The sequence below is a fragment of the Stenotrophomonas sp. STEN020 genome (assembly GCF_056760195.1).
Map to the genome: position 1 here is coordinate 1 of NZ_JBRREI010000056.1, position 17285 is coordinate 17285.

General features: G+C 62.2%; 17 protein-coding genes. 3 read left to right on the forward strand and 14 right to left on the reverse strand.

Annotation, left to right across the window (positions count from 1 at the left end):
- Window positions 1-92: 92 nt before the first annotated feature.
- On the reverse strand, window positions 93-407 hold the full coding sequence (locus ACVOLZ_RS18370; protein ID WP_481517380.1) for a DMT family transporter: 315 nt from the start codon (window positions 405-407) through the stop codon (window positions 93-95).
- A gap of 142 nt (window positions 408-549) precedes the next feature.
- Window positions 550-1344, reverse strand: coding sequence for an adenosylmethionine decarboxylase (gene speD / locus ACVOLZ_RS18375; RefSeq protein WP_481514339.1), 795 nt, complete (start codon window positions 1342-1344; stop codon window positions 550-552).
- A gap of 150 nt (window positions 1345-1494) precedes the next feature.
- Here speD and crp point away from each other — a divergent pair, with 150 nt between their 5' ends.
- The 3 genes from crp (at window position 1495) to ACVOLZ_RS18390 (ending at window position 3962) form a co-directional block, all read left to right on the forward strand.
- Entirely contained in the window at window positions 1495-2184 is a 690-nt protein-coding gene (gene crp / locus ACVOLZ_RS18380) for a cAMP-activated global transcriptional regulator CRP (protein WP_282271632.1), read from the forward strand.
- 453 nt (window positions 2185-2637) lie between these two features.
- Window positions 2638-3087, forward strand: a complete 450-nt coding sequence (nudI, locus tag ACVOLZ_RS18385) for a nucleoside triphosphatase NudI (RefSeq protein WP_481517381.1) — start codon at window positions 2638-2640, stop codon at window positions 3085-3087.
- Between the two features lie 113 nt (window positions 3088-3200).
- Entirely contained in the window at window positions 3201-3962 is a 762-nt protein-coding gene (locus tag ACVOLZ_RS18390) for a sulfite exporter TauE/SafE family protein (protein ID WP_481517382.1), read from the forward strand.
- Between the two features lie 452 nt (window positions 3963-4414).
- Here the strand turns inward: ACVOLZ_RS18390 and ACVOLZ_RS18395 are convergent, their stop codons facing one another.
- The 12 genes from ACVOLZ_RS18395 to ACVOLZ_RS18450 all read right to left on the reverse strand — a co-directional run bounded on the left by ACVOLZ_RS18395 (window position 4415) and on the right by ACVOLZ_RS18450 (window position 17283).
- Window positions 4415-5137 (reverse strand): haloacid dehalogenase-like hydrolase, encoded by a 723-nt coding sequence (locus ACVOLZ_RS18395; protein WP_481517383.1) that lies wholly within the window; start codon window positions 5135-5137, stop codon window positions 4415-4417.
- The gene (gene trpC, locus ACVOLZ_RS18400) at window positions 5134-5928 is read right to left on the reverse strand and encodes an indole-3-glycerol phosphate synthase TrpC (RefSeq protein WP_481517384.1); all 795 of its coding nucleotides are present in this window, start codon (window positions 5926-5928) and stop codon (window positions 5134-5136) included. Before trpC ends, ACVOLZ_RS18395 begins: the two co-directional genes overlap by 4 nt.
- Window positions 5929-5980: 52 nt before the next feature.
- Window positions 5981-7018, reverse strand: a complete 1038-nt coding sequence (gene trpD / locus ACVOLZ_RS18405; RefSeq protein WP_481517385.1) for an anthranilate phosphoribosyltransferase — start codon at window positions 7016-7018, stop codon at window positions 5981-5983.
- 13 nt (window positions 7019-7031) lie between these two features.
- A complete protein-coding gene (locus ACVOLZ_RS18410) occupies window positions 7032-7544 on the reverse strand; it encodes a DUF1543 domain-containing protein (protein WP_481517386.1) in 513 nt (170 codons plus the stop codon).
- Complete coding sequence (locus ACVOLZ_RS18415) at window positions 7541-8191, reverse strand: LysE family translocator (protein WP_481517387.1); 651 nt, start codon at window positions 8189-8191, stop codon at window positions 7541-7543. The genes ACVOLZ_RS18410 and ACVOLZ_RS18415 overlap by 4 nt, the downstream gene beginning before the upstream one ends.
- Window positions 8185-8769, reverse strand: coding sequence for an anthranilate synthase component II (locus ACVOLZ_RS18420; RefSeq protein ID WP_481517388.1), 585 nt, complete (start codon window positions 8767-8769; stop codon window positions 8185-8187). The genes ACVOLZ_RS18415 and ACVOLZ_RS18420 overlap by 7 nt, the downstream gene beginning before the upstream one ends.
- Window positions 8770-8772: 3 nt before the next feature.
- Window positions 8773-9567: an SIMPL domain-containing protein gene (locus ACVOLZ_RS18425; RefSeq protein WP_481517389.1), complete on the reverse strand. Its 795-nt coding sequence runs from the start codon at window positions 9565-9567 to the stop codon at window positions 8773-8775.
- A gap of 67 nt (window positions 9568-9634) precedes the next feature.
- The gene (gene trpE, locus ACVOLZ_RS18430) at window positions 9635-11125 is read right to left on the reverse strand and encodes an anthranilate synthase component I (protein WP_481517390.1); all 1491 of its coding nucleotides are present in this window, start codon (window positions 11123-11125) and stop codon (window positions 9635-9637) included.
- Between the two features lie 304 nt (window positions 11126-11429).
- The gene (locus ACVOLZ_RS18435; RefSeq protein WP_481517391.1) at window positions 11430-12614 is read right to left on the reverse strand and encodes a Ca2+-dependent phosphoinositide-specific phospholipase C; all 1185 of its coding nucleotides are present in this window, start codon (window positions 12612-12614) and stop codon (window positions 11430-11432) included.
- Entirely contained in the window at window positions 12611-14899 is a 2289-nt protein-coding gene (locus ACVOLZ_RS18440; RefSeq protein ID WP_481517392.1) for a TonB-dependent receptor, read from the reverse strand. Before ACVOLZ_RS18440 ends, ACVOLZ_RS18435 begins: the two co-directional genes overlap by 4 nt.
- Before the next feature lie 336 nt (window positions 14900-15235).
- Window positions 15236-16603, reverse strand: a complete 1368-nt coding sequence (locus ACVOLZ_RS18445; RefSeq protein ID WP_481517393.1) for a sensor histidine kinase — start codon at window positions 16601-16603, stop codon at window positions 15236-15238.
- Window positions 16603-17283: a response regulator transcription factor gene (locus ACVOLZ_RS18450; protein ID WP_481517394.1), complete on the reverse strand. Its 681-nt coding sequence runs from the start codon at window positions 17281-17283 to the stop codon at window positions 16603-16605. The genes ACVOLZ_RS18445 and ACVOLZ_RS18450 overlap by 1 nt, the downstream gene beginning before the upstream one ends.
- Between the last annotated feature and the right edge of the window lie 2 nt (window positions 17284-17285).

Here is a 17285-nt window from a genome sequence, read left to right on the forward strand (position 1 = left end):
GTAGAGCCCCTGCCGAGCATGGCGCGGCACTACACGATTTAGCTTTTGCACAAGGCATCTGCCGAGCAACGCTCGGCACTACCCTGGCTACCTCAGCTGACCAGCTTCAGGCCGATCACCCCGGCCACGATCAGGCCGATGCACAGCAGGCGCGGCCAGCTGGCGCTGTCGCCAAACAGGATTACCCCGGCAACTGCCACGCCGACGGCGCCGATACCGGTCCAGATCGCATAACCGGTGCCAACCGGGATGGTGCGCAGCGCCTGGGTCAGCAGCCACAGGCTGATGGCGGCAAATACCACGGTGAACAGGCTCGGCCAGAGCCGCGTGAAGCCTTCGCTGGACTTCAGGCCCAGCGCAAAACCAATCTCAAACAGGCCCGCAAGCAGCAGGTAGATCCAGGGCATAGCCAACTTCCTTTACAAAAAAAACGGCGGCCCGGTGCATTCACATCGGGCCGCCGTCGGCAAACGTCTGCAGCAGGTGCAGGGCGGGCCGTCCCGCCTGTTTTTGCGCAAAACCGGCGTAACGGCCCTGCGCAAGCAGTGCTTATTCGGCCAGATTGCGCCCGTGGAACAGTTCTTCGATCTCGCGGCGCAGCAGCGCCTCGATCTTCATGCGTTCCTTGAACGACAGGTTCTTGGCCTTCTCTTCGAACAGGTACTTGTCCAGGTCAAAGTCCTGCAGGTGCATCTTCGTGTGGAAGATATTTTCCTGATAGACATTGACATCGAACATCTCGTAACGCGACTTGATGTTCTTGGCCAGGAAGTTCTGGATCGAGTTGATCTTGTGATCGATGTAGTGCTTCTTGCCCTTGATGTCACGGGTGAAGCCACGCACGCGGTAGTCCATGATCACGATGTCTGATTCCAGACTCTCGATCAGGTAGTTCAGCGCCTTCAACGGCGAAATCACGCCGCAGGTTGCCACGTCGATATCGGCGCGGAAGGTAGCAATACCCTCCTGCGGATGCGTTTCTGGATAGGTATGCACAGTGATGTGCGACTTGTCCATGTGCGCAACCACGGCATCGGAGATCAACTCCTTGCCGGCCTGCTTCTTGTCGATCACCGGTTCCTCAGAAATGAGAATTGTGACCGAGGCACCCTGGGGGTCGTAATCCTGACGCGCAATGTTCAGGATGTTCGCACCGATGATTTCAGCCACATCGGTGAGGATCTGCGTGAGTCGATCGGCGTTGTATTCCTCGTCGATGTACTCGATATAACGCTGGCGCTCCTCTTCGGTACGCGCATAGCAGACGTCATAAATGTTGAAGCTCAAGGCCTTGGTGAGGTTGTTGAATCCTTGCAACCTCAGGCGAGGCAACGGCTTGACCACGGCGGTCGATCCTGTAGATGGTGGGAAAGGCGGAAGTATGGGGCAAAGTGGGTCGCTGTGATACTTGAACCTTTATGCCCGTTTGCCCCTTATGCTCGGCGTCGTTAAGCTTGCCCATTAAGCAAGTTCATCCAAACTGTGAACGCCATCATGAGCCCAGGTAACGCCACCACCGCGTCAAACGTGCGTCTTGCCTCCAGCCCGCTGGCGCTGGACATCGCGACCATCGACCGCTTTCTGGCCCATAGCCACCGTCGCCGCTACCCGGCGCGGACCGATGTGTTCCGCCCGGGTGACCCTGCCGGGACCATGTATTACGTGATCAGCGGCTCGGTCAGCATCATTGCCGAGGAAGACGACGACCGTGAACTGGTACTGGGCTACTTCGGTGCCGGCGAGTTTGTCGGCGAGATGGGCCTGTTCATCGAGTCGGACAAGCGCGAAGTCATCCTGCGCACCCGCACCCCCTGCGAACTGGCCGAGATCAGCTACGAGCGCCTGCACCAGCTGTTCCTGGGCCCGCTGTCGGTGGACGCGCCCAAGCTGCTGTACGCCATCGGCTCACAGATCTCCCGCCGCCTGCTGCATACCAGCCGCAAGGCCAGCCGCCTGGCCTTCCTGGACGTGACCGACCGCATCATCCGCACCCTGCACGATCTGTCCAAGGAACCGGAATCGATGAGCCACCCCCAGGGCACCCAGCTGCGCGTCTCGCGTCAAGAAATCGCCAGGCTGGTGGGCTGCTCGCGGGAAATGGCCGGCCGTGTATTGAAGAAGCTGCAGGCCGACGGCCTGCTGCATGCCCGGGGCAAGACCGTGGTCCTGTACGGGACGCGGTAATACCCGCTATGCGGGTGTTACCCCCATGGTGCGCGAAGCAAACCATGGGCCCCGGCTCCCCGCCTCCAATTCCCCGCGCCTGTCGCCCCCCCTTTACGAAAAGGGGGCTCTTGGTCTGATGGGCGCTGAGAAAGCCCCAGTCGAAAACTGTGAACTAAAACGCTGACAAGCGCAGCGTCATCCAGCCCAAGCTCTCTGCCCGCTGCTCCCGAGCAGCTGTCGAGGCTCCCCGCTCATGCAAACGGCACGCCTGCCTTGCAGAGCCATCGCCTGCCTCAGTGGCGCCCCTACGGCTGCCAGACGCCCTGTTCTTGCAACCCGCTCCCTTGGGGCAGCGGCTATGCTGCTGTCTGCCCTGATTTTCCAGCTGCGCCATAGCTGGCTGAGGCAGGTACCGCTCCATCTGCCCTACAGGTAGACACGGAGCCATCCTCTCGATTTTGGAATCCAGTGATGAATCAAGACGCCCCCACACGACTGGTCGTGGTACCGGTCATCCGCGCCGCTGATGGCGCCGTGCTGCTGTGCAAGATGCCCATCGACCGCGGCGTCTACCCGGGCCAGTGGGCCCTGCCCGGCGGCGGTGTCGAGCCAGGAGAAAGCCTTGAAGACGCGCTTCGACGGGAAATCAGGGAAGAACTCAGCGTCGGCCTTGCCTCGGCACGCCCGCTTTTCTTCACCGACCGCCTCCGCGAGAAGATGCTGCCGGGTGGGGAAACGCGCCTGATCTATATGGTCTTTCTGCTGTTCGAATGCAGCATCGACGACACCCCGATCCAGCTCAATGAGGAGTTCACCGAGTATGCGTGGGTCCAACCCTCCCAGCTTGGGGACTACGATCTGAACGAGGCAACCCGCCAGACCTTCCAGAAAATGGGCCTCCTGTCAGCGGACGCGGGCTGAATCGCATCGGCAGCCGAGCCGGCCAGTCGGGCCGGCTCGCCAAGGGCAGCACCGCATTGGTTACCGATGCAGCCTTGCTTGACCTGCCCCGCCTCGGCCCGCAGGCTTGAGCCATGGAATTTGGTAACGAATTTTACTGGTTCATCCTGATCGGACTGGGCGCGCAGCTGGTGGATGGCGCGCTGGGCATGGCGTTCGGGCTTATTTCATCCTCGGTGCTGCTGAGCATGGGGCTGCCGCCTGCGGCGGTCAGCGCCAGCATCCATACCGCCGAGGTGTTCACCACCGGCGCTTCCGGGGTCTCGCATCTGGTGGCCGGCAATGTCGACAAGCGCCTGTTCTTTCGGCTGGCCATACCCGGCGCCATTGGCGGGGCGATCGGCGCCTATGTGTTGACCCAGCTACCGGGCGATGTCGTACGCCCGTTCATCTACCTCTACCTGCTGGTGCTGGCCATTTTCATCCTGGCCCGCGCGGCCGGTAAGTTCGCAGCCAAGCAGCAAGTGAAGCGGGTACCGGTGCTGGGCTTTTTCGCCGGCCTGCTGGACGCCACCGGCGGTGGTGGCTGGGGGCCGGTAGCCACGTCCACCCTGCTGGCCCGTGGCGGCCAGGCTCGGACCACCATTGGTTCGGTCAACGCGGCCGAGTTCGTGGTCACCTTGTCGATCTCGGCGACCTTCCTGCTTTCGATGGGCCTGCAGCACCTATCCATCGTCGCCGGCCTGCTGGTCGGCGGGATGATGGCCGCGCCGGTGGCGGCGCTACTGGTGAAGCGGGTCAAGGAGCGCTGGGTACTGATTGCCGTCGGGGTATTGGTGCTGTCGATCAGCCTGTTCCAGATTGGCATGGCTGTGGTGAAGCTGCGCGCGCCTTGAGGAACGTGAGGCGATACTGCTCTGATAGCCCCTCTCCCGCTTGCGGGGTGAGGCGGGCAGCTTGCGAACCACTGGTTCGCTGCCCGTCGAACGACCTTGCGCCAGCGCAAGGGCCGGGGCGCGTAGCGGGGGTGGGGTGAGGGCAGCTTTTGATCTTGCTTAGAACTTAAAAGCTCCCTTCATCGGCCCTGCCTTCGCGGGCACCAGCTATTCAAGGCGCAGATCAAAAGCCCCCTCATCCGCCCTCCGGGCACCTTCTCCCGCAAGCGGGAGAAGGGATGTGGGCTCCGGCAGTTTTTCAGGCGAGTCGAAAGCCCCCTCATCCGCCCCCCCGCCTTCGCGGGGACAGACTCTACCGCCCCCCCGCCTTTGCGGGGGCAGGCCCTTTGCTCTCCCGCAGACGGGAGAAGGGATGTCGGCTCCGGCTGGATCGTTGCCGGCTCCGCTTTGGATTACTTGGGCAGCGGCTTGCCGCCGCGCCCCGGGCAGCCCCAGTTGAGGATCGGGGTGCCGGCTGGCAATACCTTGCCGAAATACTCCACGCGCGAATGCTTGGGATTCACCACCACCGGGGCCTTGGCGGCCTTGAGCAACGGCAGATCGGCAGTGCTGTCGGAATAGGCGATGGCGATGTCGCCGTAGCCGCGTTCGCGCAGCATGCGCATCTTCTCTTCGTTGTGGCAGTGACGGGTGGCACCCATCGCGCCCAAGCGCGGACCCACCTCGCTGCCGATCACCGGCACGCCCTGCTCGGCCACGAAAGCCAGGATGGCGCGGGCCAGTTCCGGCGGCGCACCGGTGGCCACGATCACCCGATCGCCGGCACGGCGGTGCGCGGCGAACACCTGCAAGGCATGCGGCAGCAGGTGCTGGCGGATCTGCGGTTCGTGCTTGAGCACGTACTGGTCGATCACCTTGTTGAACTCGCGCGCCTGGTGCAGGCCAAAGGTGGCGATCCAGACATAACCGGAAATGCCAAATCGACGCGTCGGCAGCATCGCCACAAGCGGCCCCAGCAACGGTGTGGCAAGGATCGCCGCCAACAGCCGCAGCGGATTGCGCTTGATCAGCCAGGCGAACAGGTGGCTGCCGGAATCGCCGTCGTACAGGGTGTGATCGAAGTCGAAGACGACCAGTTGAGCGTCGTCACGAGGGTTTGGGTAGGGATCAGTCATGCCGGGAAGAATAGCTGACGCAGGCCCTCGCCCGGCTCTTCGACGCGCATGAAGGTCTCACCGACCAGGAAGGCATTGACCCCAGCCTCGCGCATCAGCTTGACGTCGGCCGGGCCCATGATGCCGCTCTCGGTGACCAGCAGGCGGTCGCGCGGCACCGCGTTGCGCATCTCCAACGTCGTCTCCAGCGAGACCTCAAAGGTGCGCAGGTTGCGGTTGTTGATGCCGACCAGCGGCACCGGCACCTGGATGGCGCGCTCCAGCTCGTCGATGTCGTGCACTTCCACCAGCACGTCCATACCCAACTGCATCGCCAGATCGGACAGCTCAGCCAGCTGGCGGTCGTCCAATGCCGAGACAATCAGCAGGATGCAGTCGGCACCGAGCACACGCGCTTCATAGACCTGGTACGGATCAATGACGAAGTCCTTGCGCAGCACCGGCAGCGTGCAGGCATCGCGGGCCTGACGCAGGTACAGGTCGGCGCCCTGGAAGAAGTCCACATCGGTCAGCACCGACAGGCAGCTGGCGCCGCCCAGTTCGTAGCTCACCGCGATGTCGGCCGGGTGGAAATCCGGTCGGATCACGCCCTTGGACGGGCTGGCCTTCTTGACCTCGGCAATCACCGCCGGGTCGCCATTGGCGATGGCCGCGTTCAGCGCATTGGCAAAGCCACGCACCGGCGAGGCATCGGCCAGGCGCGCCTTCAACTCGGCCAGCGGCACGTTGACGCTGCGCTCGGCTACCTCCTGCACTTTGCGGGCGAGGATGGTGTTGAGGATGTCGCTCATGGATCTGCTTCCTGGAAGACGGGCGTTGCTGACGCGATTGATTAGGGAATTATCAGGGATTGCCGGCCAGCGCGCGGCTGGTGGCAACGTACTGCTGCATGCGCTCACGGGCACTGCCATCGGCAATCACCGCGCGGGCGCGGGCCAGGCCATCGGCGATGCTGCCGGCGACGCCGGCCACATACAGTGCGGCACCGGCGTTGAGGGCAACGATATCGTTGGCCGGGCCCGGCTGGTTGTCCAGCACTGCGCGCAGCATGGCGATGGATTCTTCCGGGTTCTCCACCTTGAGGTTGCGGCTGGCAGACATGGCGATGCCGAAATCTTCCGGATGAATCTCATACTCGCGCACCTTGCCGTCGCGCAGCTCGCCAACCAGCGTGCCAGCACCAAGCGAGATCTCGTCCATGTTGTCGCGGCCCCACACCACCAGCGCCCGCTCGGCGCCCAGTTCGCGCAGCACGCGCGCCTGGATGCCGACCAGATCCGGGTGGAACACGCCCATCAGGATATTGGTTGCGCCGACTGGGTTGGTCAGCGGGCCGAGGATGTTGAAGATGGTGCGCACGCCCATTTCGCGGCGTACCGGCGCGACTACCTTCATCGCCGGATGGTGCATGGGCGCAAACATGAAGCCGATGCCGGTTTGCTCGATGGCTTGCGCCACCTGCTCGGGCTGCAGCTCGATCACCGCACCCAGCGCTTCCACCGCATCGGCGCTGCCGGACTTGGACGACACACTGCGGTTGCCGTGCTTGGCCACCTTGGCGCCGGCCGCGGCCACCACGAACATCGAGCAGGTGGAGATGTTGAAGGTATGCGAGCCATCGCCACCGGTGCCGACGATGTCGACCAGATGGGTCTTGTCGGCGACCTGCACCGGGCGCGCGAACTCGCGCATTACCGTAGCCGCGCCGGCGATCTCGCCAACGGTTTCTTTCTTCACGCGCAGGCCGGTGAGGATGGCCGAGGTCATGGTCGGCGAGATTTCGCCACGCATGATCTGCCGCATCAGATCGACCATCTCGTCGAAGAAGATCTCGCGGTGCTCGATGGTGCGTTGCAGGGCTTCCTGCGCGGTGATGGTCATGACAACTCCAGAATCAGGAAATAACGATGTAGTCGCTTTGGCTGTGGATGCCGGCGTGTGCGCCACGGCGCAACTGCACGTGCAGGCCACCGATCGGCCCGACCGGCAGGCAGCTGTCCACTTCCAGCAGCGCGTCGCGGTGCGGCTTGATCCACTGCGCCTCGGCCTGCGCCAGCGCCTTGCGCTTGGCTTCGACCGCATCGGCAGCGACCACCAGCAGATAGCGATGCGCTTCGCCGAATTCACCCTCGACATAGCCGCCGAGGTTGACGAAGTACAGCGTCGGCGCGTCGGCCGCAGGCGCGTCATCGCAGATGCGTACCTGCCAGTCCTCGACGCCATCGACCGTCATCCACGAATCCAGATGCAGGCCTGCAGCCTCACCGAACCATTGCTGGCGCAGCTGTGGATAGGTCTGTTCGATGCTGGGGCCAACCCCGAATACCACGTCATGCACTTCGGTATTGGCGCGCGCATGGCGTCCACCGAGCATAACCACGAACAGGCGGAAATCCTGCAGGCTCATGGCGTTGGCCTCGCGGTAAGCGCCAAACGCAGGCCGAAGCCGATGAACAGCACGCCGGCCAGCTTGTCCAGCCACTGCATGCCGCGCGCAGCCCAACGGCTACTGCGCACACGATCGGCCGCCAACACGTAAGCCGCATTGATCGGCAGCGCATTGACCATGAAGATCAGCCCCAGCAGCGCGAACGCCAACGGCTTGTTCTGCACCGACGGCGCGATGAACTGCGGCAGGAATGCCAGGAAGAACAGCACCACCTTCGGATTCAGCACATTGGTCAGGAAGCCGCCGGCAAATACCTGCCGCCATGAGCCTGCGCTACCGCTGCTGGCAGCGATATCGGCCTGCAGGGTCGACTCACCGGTGTTGCGCAGCAGGCGCACGCCCACCCACAGCAGATACGCCGCGCCGATCCACTTGATCACGGTGAACAGGGTGGCCGAGGTCGCCAGCACCATGCCCAGGCCCAGCGAAGCCAGCAGCACGTGCACCAGACAACCGGCACTGATGCCGGCAATGGCGGCGAAACCAGCGCGCCGGCCGCCACGCAGCGAGCGGCTGATGATGTACAGCACATCCGGGCCCGGCGTGAGGTTCAACAACCAGCCCGCGAGCATGAACAGCAGCAGCTGGCTGGGCTCGATCAACATGTGCGGTCCAGGAAGTTTTTCATCAGCGCGTGACCGTGCTGGGTAAGGATGGATTCGGGATGGAACTGCACGCCCTCGACCGGGTACTCGCGGTGACGCAGGCCCATGATCTCTTCCATCGAACCATCCGGATTCTCGGTCCAGGCGGTAATTTCCAGCGCCGCCGGCAGGGTGTTCTTGTCCACCACCAGCGAGTGGTAGCGGGTGGCCTCGTAACGATCCGGCAGGCCGGCGAACACGCCCTTGCCTTCATGCCGGATCGGCGAGACCTTGCCGTGCATGATGTTGCTGGCGCGGATCACGTCGCCGCCATATATCTGACCGATGGCCTGGTGGCCCAGGCATACACCGAACAGCGGAATGGTCGGGCCGAGCTGGCGGATCACCTCCAGCGACACACCGGCTTCGTTCGGCGTCTTCGGGCCGGGCGATACCACGATGTGTGAAGGCTGCAGCGCGGCGATTTCAGCGACGCTCATCGCGTCATTGCGCACCACCTTCACTTCGGCACCCAGCATCTGCAGGTATTGCACGAGGTTGAAGGTGAAGCTGTCGTAGTTGTCGATCATCAACAGCATGATTCAGTTTCCATCGCTAATCAGAAATATGGCGTAGACATTTTCGGTGTAGGTGATCGGCCTGGCTATCAGCTGCTCACCGGGTGGTGGTGCCGCATAGCCAAAATTGCGACTACCGCTAACCTGTACCCGATCCAGCGAATCGCTTTCCCTAAAGAAGGTGTCCGCTCTGTTTGCATTCGGCCAGCTACCGGCCTGCACGCCGTAAGCAAAACTGGGGGCGACATCGGAAATCGTATAGAGGCCGATGATCTTCGCCCCGTAGGCATCCGCGAGCCCATTGGCCGATGCGCGCGTCTGCGCAGCCGCTTCGGCCTTGAGTTCGGCTCGAAGGCGCGCCTCACCCGAATACATCGGAGCAGCAGTCCGCACCTGGACCTCCTTGCTGGCGTTCAACTCGCCAAGAAAGGCCTGCAACTGCTCAGGCTTCTCAAACGCACCTTCCAGATCGCGGCTGACAGCGGTGCCTACAAACACATCCTCATCGTCCTTGTAACGCGTGGATGGCTCGATGCTCAGGTTGTCCATGCGCACCGTCTCAGCAATGGCGCCGTGCTTGGCGAACAAGGCCATGGTCCGCTCCGCATTGGCCTGGACCTTGCGCCGGGCGATGTCGGTCTGCATATCCACCGACTCCAACGCGATCTTCACCACGAAGCGATCCGGCATCACCTTGCGGCTGGCATCACCCTTCACCAGCAGATGCGGCTGTGACGGAATGGAGTTGGCCTGCGCCCACGCCTGCGGAACAGCGGCAAACAGCAACGATGACCACAGCAACATGCGGGGCAACTTCATGCGGCACTCCTTGTCATGGTGAGAGGAACAGCAGGTACGTCGAAAAAAGCTGGCGTTGACGCCAGATTTACAGGCCCTTCGCGGCCTGCGCCACCGCACGGAACAGCGCGCGGCCCTTGTTCATGGTTTCCTGCCATTCGGCATCGGGATCGGAGTCGTAGACCACGCCGCCGCCAGCCTGCACGTACAGGTAACCGTCCTGGATCACCGCGGTGCGGATGGCGATGGCGGTATCGGCATCGCCGTTCCAGCCGATGTAGCCGACTGCGCCGGAATAGACGTTGCGCTTGACCGGTTCCAGCTCGCGGATGATTTCCAGCGCACGGATTTTCGGCGCGCCGCTGACGGTGCCGGCCGGGAAGGTCGCGCGCATCACATCGCTATAGCTCAGCCCAGCCTTCAAGGTGCCGGTGACTTCGCTGACGATATGCATGACGTGGCTGTAGCGCTCGATCACGAACTGCTCGCCGACCTTGACCGTGCCCGGTTCGGCGACGCGGCCGACATCATTGCGGCCAAGATCGATCAGCATCACATGCTCGGCACGCTCCTTGGGATCGGCCAGCAGCTCGACTTCCAGTGCCTTGTCCAGTTCCGGCGTGGCGCCGCGTGGACGGGTGCCGGCGATCGGACGCACGGTGACGATGCCATCGCGCAGGCGCGCCAGGATCTCCGGCGAGGAGCCGACCACCTGGGTGCCGCCAACATCGATGAAATACATGTACGGCGACGGATTCAACGCGCGCAGCGCGCGGTACACGTCGATCGGCCGCGCACGGAACGGCACGCGCAGGCGCTGGCTCGGGACTACTTGGAAAATATCGCCGGCGCGCACGTAATCCTGCGCCTTGCGCACCACCGCGTGGTACTCCTCGCGGGTGAACGAGGACTGGAAATCCTGCTCGTCGATGGCATCGGAGACCTGCGACTGTGGGTAACCAGCGCCACCCTGACGCAGCCTATGAGCAAGCTCATCAAGACGACGATTGGCGCGGGCCCAGGCCTGCGGCTGTGCCGGGTCAGCGTGCACGATCAGGTACAACCGGCCCTTGAGGTTGTCGAACACCGCCAGCTCTTCGGACAGCATCAGCAGGATGTCGGGCGTACCGAGTTCATCAGGCTTGTCGCCCGCGCCCAGATGCGGCTCGATGTACTGAATGCACTCGAAGCCGAACCAGCCGACCAGGCCGCCGGTGAAGCCCGGCAAGCCCTCCAGCTGCGGCACCGAGTACTGCTTGCGCAGCACTTCAACCTCGGCCAGCGGATCAGCTACTTCGCGGCGCTCGACCACTTCGCCCACCTCGCTGACTTCCAGCGTATGCCCACGGAAGCTGTAGATACGGCGTGCAGGCATGCCGATGATGGAATAGCGCCCGAAGCGTTCGCCGCCTTCGACCGATTCAAACAAGTAGGTATAGGGGCCGTCGGCGAGCTTCAGATAGACCGAAAGTGGCGTGTCCAGGTCGGACAGTACTTCGCGGACGACGGGTACGAAATTATGCGGGTGTGCGCTGTGGCCTTCAGCGGCCAGCTGCTGGAACTGCTCTTGCGTGATCAAGACGGCTTTCCTTCCGGGAATCGACGATGGCGGTACGGACGACGGCAACGGGCCACCATCGCCACCAGCGGCGAGCGGAAGAAAGGGAACGCTTGGTCGTCAGAATGGGCACCGGGCAACTTTACCGCATGTCGGCCCCGACGTGTGGGAGCCGGTGTGCGAGGTTTTGCTTTCACCTGCAACAGCAAGGCCCCGCTACCGGCATCGCAACCGTCGCCTACAACCCACCTGCCGAGGACGCACTCCCCTCCCGAAGTAGCGCGCCACCGGCAGATCCGACGCTCGGCATGCCGTATTCAGGTTCTCAGGGAACGACTGAGCTATCCCCATTGACCGGGTTCAAGCGCCAACCACCCTCAAATGGCCGGACAACATAGCTGTTCCCGAAGATGTTCGGACTGAACGGGTAATCAGTAGACACAACCTGCGCCCCACTGCTCAGCGCCGCTTCGCGTCGCGAGACGCTGTTGACACGTGCCTCGCCTGTATCGATATCGGCACGACTGCGCACCAGATAGCCCTTCCCGACCAGGCTGCGGATCTCTTCACCGCGACTCAGCGCGTTGTCGATCAACACAAACGCCGCATGCGGCATACCCGGCCGGCCCTGCACGAACGCCATCCGACCCTCCAGGTTGGGCCGCCCTTGCAGGTACGGTGCGAAAGTCGCCAGATTCATGCCAGGAACGATCATCAAGAACACGAACTTTCCTCGCGCCTGGGATAGGAGCGGCCAACGGCCCGCACGCACAGCCGCCTCCAGGGTCAGCGAGTCACCGCGCACGTCGTCGGGTGTGATCACCCGCTCACGTCCCAGCACACTGGCAATGGATGCATCCAGCTCGGCGAAAGCGCGCGCATCGAATGCTTGCACAGCGGTCGCATCGGCAAGTACCGACGTCATGCTTGAGAACTTCGGCTCCAGCAGAACAAACACGGGACTGTGCCCTGGGCTGGCATCGGACCAACCGCGCAGTTGCTGCAGGCATATGCGGAAACTCGGGCAACTGCTGCGGAAGTCCACATCCGCCATGTGCAGGGTTTTCAATCCAGGTTCGTGCAGAGCCGCTTCATACAGGGGCTCGAAGTCGCGGACGCCTTGCTCGCGCAGCCGCCGATAGGGCAACGGATCACTGAACCGTCCACCTTCATGATCAACATTGAGGTCCAGCTCCACACTACGCACCCCCAAGCGTAGCTGCGCCTCAATACCCGGAAAGCGATATTCCAATGCATGCTGCAGGTCTCCACCCAAACCATGTGGATGCTCGTCAGCAAGCTCGCGCTGTATGTCCTCCGGCATCCGCTTCATCAGCTCGGCAACCACCGGCTGCAAGAGCGGATTCATGATCTGGAAAACCCGAGGATCGGCCGGTTGGCTGTAGCTGTTGTGGGTTCCAACCACCTGTATCTGATTCAATCGCGGCTCCGCAGCACTGACGCCTGTTGCTACGAGCAGGCTCACCAGACATGTCGCTGCTCGTCTCATTTTGCTTCCCCCCAACCTTGCAGGCGCAGACGCACGCCAAACATCCGAGGATTGGCGCGTATGGAAGTAGGTATCCCGAACGATTTACCGCTGTTTCCGACATCGCGGACCCACTCGGTATTCAACGCATTTTCCGCATAGACCTCCAGAATCACGCCGCCACCACTGCGCTCCAGGCCAGCGCGCAGATCGAGTAGTCCGAACGCTTTTTGGCTCTCGCTTTCCAGATTGTCGTTATTAAGAAAGTAGTGCGATCGCCAGGCGTAGCTGCCGCTGGCGAAAGATTCCCAGCGCCCGAACGCCGGCGCCCGCCAATCCAAACTGACGCTGGCCGTATGCCGGGGCGCCATACGGAACACATTGCCTGCGCGGTCCTCCAACGCACCATCCACCAGCTCAGTGAACTTGTCATAACGTGTGTGCAGGTAGGCATAGGCACTGGTCAACGTCAGTGAACGCAGTAGCTGCAACGAGCCGGTCAGCTCAAGGCCGCGCGCACTTGCTTTACCCGCGTTGACCACCGGCAGCGTAATGTCGATGCCACGCGTCTGAAAATCATTGTAGTCATAGGTAAACGCTGCCGCGTCAAAGTAGAAGCGACTGCCGACCGTGCCCTTTGCCCCCACCTCATAGCTGAGAACCTCCTCCGTACTCACCGCACCCGGATGAGGACTTGCCTTACCGTTGAGTGGAGCGTCGAACGTGATCTGCGGATAACCAGAGCGTAGTCCGCGCGACACCCCTGCGTAGAGATTGATCTGCTTGTTCAATTTCCATGTCAACGCGGCCCGCGGCTGCAGCAGATTGAACGTATCACCCTTTGAAAACTGCTGCCCCAGCGAGTTGCCAAAGCCATTGGGCAGCACAAGCGGCGCGATACCATCAATGGTTGAAACCTGCGACCAGTTCCAAATACGAGCGTGATCGCGGGTGTAGCGCAATCCAGCATCCAAGGTCAGTACTGGCAACATGTCCCAAGCTACATTGGCGTAGATGGACATGCTCTGACGCCGATTGGTGATCGAACCCAAGGTAGCGACGCCTTGGGTTACCGGCAGCCCCATGAACTCTGTCACCGGCCGCAAACCTCGCGGAAAACCACCAAGCAGGTACTGCTCGCTCACTGTGAATTCAGTGAGATTATGCGCGTCGTCCCGATAGTAGCCACCACCAAAATTGGCACGAAACACCCCGCCAGGATCGTAGCCAAGCCGGATTTCCTGACTGAGAATGCGCTGATCATCTGCCAGGTTGCGACCAATCAGGAACGGATAGCTGGTGCCATCGGCATCCCACGACTCGGCGAACTTGACCTCACGCCACGCACTGATCGAACGCAATTGCCAGGCATCTGAGACGGACCAGTCTGCCAGTACGGTTACTCCGGTCTGGCGGCGACGGTCTGGCGGACCGTACGTGCTCTGCGCAGCATCGCTGAACGGACTGACGTCACCGCCAGGCGATGCGACATTTATCGCCTTGGTCATCACCGCATGATCATCGTCAGCCTGATGGTCCACTATCAGGTCCAGAGAAAGTGCCTCTATTGGCCGCCAGCGCAGCGAGAACCGACCCGCCAGCATCGCATCATCATTCAACTTATCCCCACCTGACAGGTTACGTACGTAGCCGCTCCGCTCACGTCTGCGCACGGCGACACGCAGGCCAAGCTCGTCCTTGATCAACGGGGCGTTGTAGATCGCAGTACCACTGTATAGGCCATAGTTCCCCAACTGCCCCTCGGTCTGCCACTCACGATTGGACAGGTCAGCTTTGCGGGTATAGACGGCAATCGCGCCGATCTGCGCACCACGCCCATACAACGTGCCTTGAGGTCCCTTGGCCACCTCCACCCGCTCGATATCGAACAACTCCTTGAGCATTCCTCGCGAACGACTGGTATCAACGTCGTTGAGAAAGAATGAAATACTGGGCTCGGACACTGCACCAGCATTTCCCGCTTCGATACCACGCATCACGAAACTTGCCGAACTATCGGTTTGCTGCTGCACAAAAAAACCCGGAATTCGTGTAGACATCCGTTCGAAATCGGTGAAATTCTGCTTCTCTATGTCCTGCCCCACCACGGCGAAAATGGATATAGGCACATCCTTGATCGACTGTTCGCGTTTCTGCGCTGTCACCGTGATGCCATCCAACTTGACCGGAAGCGGTGCTTCGTCCGCCTTCGCAGCCTCGGCAAACCGCGGCACTAGAGAAAAAACTACCAGGGACAGTGCGGATAAAGCAGGAGACCTGGCGTTGTTCTTTGGATACTGAACCATATAGACGTTCCCGGAATGGACAAACCGGGCGAGATCCTATGGTCGGGTAAATTTCAGAAATATTAATTTCCAGCAGTACCCTGAAATCTATTTTTTTCTGCCTTCAGGTGCCCTTTAATACGCATGCGGGGATAGCTAGATGGTGCACCCAAGCCTATCGTGTCACTCCCTCAGACCCACTCCCGAACACCTCTGCGCAGACCGCTTATCGCGGCGCCAACAGTTGCACCGCGGCTTGTCGATTTCGATAGTGACCCAGTGGCCCTCTTTAGAGACCACCATCACCGCAGGCGATCCTCAACTGCAAAGCTGCCATGGGACTACTGCCACCTGCATCTATCGGCTTTCCGTTGCAGGCAACAGCACACGCACCCGCAAACCTGGCCCGCAGTCGTCCAGAGTGACGCTACCGCGGTGCCGATGTACCACCGCCCGCACCAGACTCAACCCAAGGCCGGTGCCGGGCGTGCCGCGGTCGATCTGCAGGCGCTCGAAGCGATCAAACACCCGCTGCCGCTCCTGGACCGGGATACCCGGCCCCTGATCGTCGACCTGCAACAGCGCCTGCCCCTGTTCCCGGCCTATCGTGACGGTTATGGCGGTGCCGGCCGGCGCGTACTTGATGGCGTTGTCCAGCAGATTGATCAGCAACTGGAACAGTTGATCCGCATCGCCGGGAACAATGACCGGCGCCGTGTGCTGCACGAGCTGCAGACCGCGCTCGGCTGCCATCGGTGCATACAGCTCGATGGCATCGGTCGCCAGCGCCTGCAGGTCGAGCGGCTGCGCGCCCTCACCTTGCGGCGGTGCCTGGGCTTCGATGCGCGCCAGCCGCAGCAAGGCCGCAAACGACTGCAACAAGGTATCGGTTTCGGCCAGACCCGCATCCAACTCGGCCAAGGCCTGCGGCGAAGCTGCGATCGCTGGCGTAGCGCGCATCGTTTCCAGCCTCCCGCGCAAACGGCTCAGCGGCGTACGCAGATCATGAGCGATGTGATCGGTGGCGTGACGAACGCCATCCAGCAGTTCCTGGATGCGATCGAGCATGCCGTTGAAACGCAAGGCGACCCGATCAAACGCATCGCCGCTGCCATCGCTATGCGCGCGCAGTTCCATCTCGCCAGCGGCAACCCGCTCGGCGGTGCGGTCCAGACTGGCCAGGCGACGCGCAACCCAGCGCGATGTCCAGCGCCCGACAATCGCGCCCATCAGCGCTGCAACCAGCAATGCAGCCAAGGCAGAATGCAGGATCAGTCGAAGAAAGCCATCCTCCGAGCGCATGCGCAGGCCGGTGATCAGGTAGCCACCGTTATCCAACTGCTGTTGGTAGGCCACCACCCGCGGGGCATCGTCGGCCTCTTCATCGACGAACTCCAGCCAGCGCTGCTGCGACTTCCAACCGGGCACCGCCTGCAAGGAGCCGGCGACCACCCTGCCATCGGCAGCCAACAGCATGTACAGCGCGTCAGGATCCTCGGGCATTTCGATGCGCGTTTGTATCTCTTCGCGCAGACGACCGTAACCAGCGTGACGATAGATATCGCGCAGGCCTGCACCGTCGGCACGCACGAGTTCGTGCGCGTCGCGCTCCAGCAGCGTGGACACCGCCAGATAGATGCCGGTACCAAGCAGCATGCACGCCAGCAGAAACGCCATCGATACCGACAGCGCCAGCCGCGACGTGGTGGAGCGCAACAAGCGCATCAGTTGCCCAGCCGGTAGCCGGCGCCACGCACGGTATGCAGCAAGGGCATGGCATGACCGTGATCGATCTTCTGCCGCAGGCGGCTGATATGCACATCGATCACATTGGTCTGCGGATCGAAGTGATAGTCCCAGACCGCCTCCAGCAGCATGGTCCGCGTTACCACCCGGCCACTCTGCCGCATCAGGTATTCCAGCAGGCGGAATTCACGCGGCAACAATTCGATGCTGCGGCCAGCGCGGCTGGCGCTGCGCTTGAGCAGGTCCAACTCCAGGTCCTCCACCCGCAGGCGGGTGGCTTCGCCCGCTGCAGCGGCATTGCCGCCACGGCGCAACAGGCTTTCCAGACGTGCGCTGAACTCGGAATAGGCGAAGGGCTTGACCAGGTAGTCATCGGCACCAGCGCGCAGGCCTTCGACCCGATGTTCCACCTCACCCAGGGCGGTCAGCATCAATACCGGCACAGTGATGCCGGCACCGCGCAGGGTGCGCAGCACGGTCATGCCGTCGATCACCGGCAGCATGCGGTCCAGCACGATCGCCGCGTAGGCCTCGGTGGTGGCCATGAACAGGCCCTGCCGGCCATCGGCCACGCTGTCCACGGCATGCCCCTCTTCCTTCAGTCCCTTGACCAGGAAGCTGGCGATCTGTGCATCGTCCTCGACCACCAATATCCGCATGC

Bases quoted from the DNA above. Each gene is read 5' to 3' on its own strand.
- ACVOLZ_RS18370 (WP_481517380.1), bottom strand. From the start codon at position 407: ATGCCCTGGATCTACCTGCTGCTTGCGGGCCTGTTTGAGATTGGTTTT.
- crp (WP_282271632.1), top strand. From the start codon at position 1,495: ATGAGCCCAGGTAACGCCACCACCGCGTCAAACGTGCGTCTTGCCTCC.
- nudI (WP_481517381.1), top strand. From the start codon at position 2,638: ATGAATCAAGACGCCCCCACACGACTGGTCGTGGTACCGGTCATCCGC.
- ACVOLZ_RS18390 (WP_481517382.1), top strand. From the start codon at position 3,201: ATGGAATTTGGTAACGAATTTTACTGGTTCATCCTGATCGGACTGGGC.
- ACVOLZ_RS18395 (WP_481517383.1), bottom strand. From the start codon at position 5,137: ATGACTGATCCCTACCCAAACCCTCGTGACGACGCTCAACTGGTCGTC.
- trpC (WP_481517384.1), bottom strand. From the start codon at position 5,928: ATGAGCGACATCCTCAACACCATCCTCGCCCGCAAAGTGCAGGAGGTA.
- trpD (WP_481517385.1), bottom strand. From the start codon at position 7,018: ATGACCATCACCGCGCAGGAAGCCCTGCAACGCACCATCGAGCACCGC.
- ACVOLZ_RS18410 (WP_481517386.1), bottom strand. From the start codon at position 7,544: ATGAGCCTGCAGGATTTCCGCCTGTTCGTGGTTATGCTCGGTGGACGC.
- ACVOLZ_RS18415 (WP_481517387.1), bottom strand. From the start codon at position 8,191: ATGTTGATCGAGCCCAGCCAGCTGCTGCTGTTCATGCTCGCGGGCTGG.
- ACVOLZ_RS18420 (WP_481517388.1), bottom strand. From the start codon at position 8,769: ATGCTGTTGATGATCGACAACTACGACAGCTTCACCTTCAACCTCGTG.
- ACVOLZ_RS18425 (WP_481517389.1), bottom strand. From the start codon at position 9,567: ATGAAGTTGCCCCGCATGTTGCTGTGGTCATCGTTGCTGTTTGCCGCT.
- ACVOLZ_RS18435 (WP_481517391.1), bottom strand. From the start codon at position 12,614: ATGAGACGAGCAGCGACATGTCTGGTGAGCCTGCTCGTAGCAACAGGC.
- ACVOLZ_RS18440 (WP_481517392.1), bottom strand. From the start codon at position 14,899: ATGGTTCAGTATCCAAAGAACAACGCCAGGTCTCCTGCTTTATCCGCA.
- ACVOLZ_RS18445 (WP_481517393.1), bottom strand. From the start codon at position 16,603: ATGCGCTTGTTGCGCTCCACCACGTCGCGGCTGGCGCTGTCGGTATCG.
- ACVOLZ_RS18450 (WP_481517394.1), bottom strand. From the start codon at position 17,283: ATGCGGATATTGGTGGTCGAGGACGATGCACAGATCGCCAGCTTCCTG.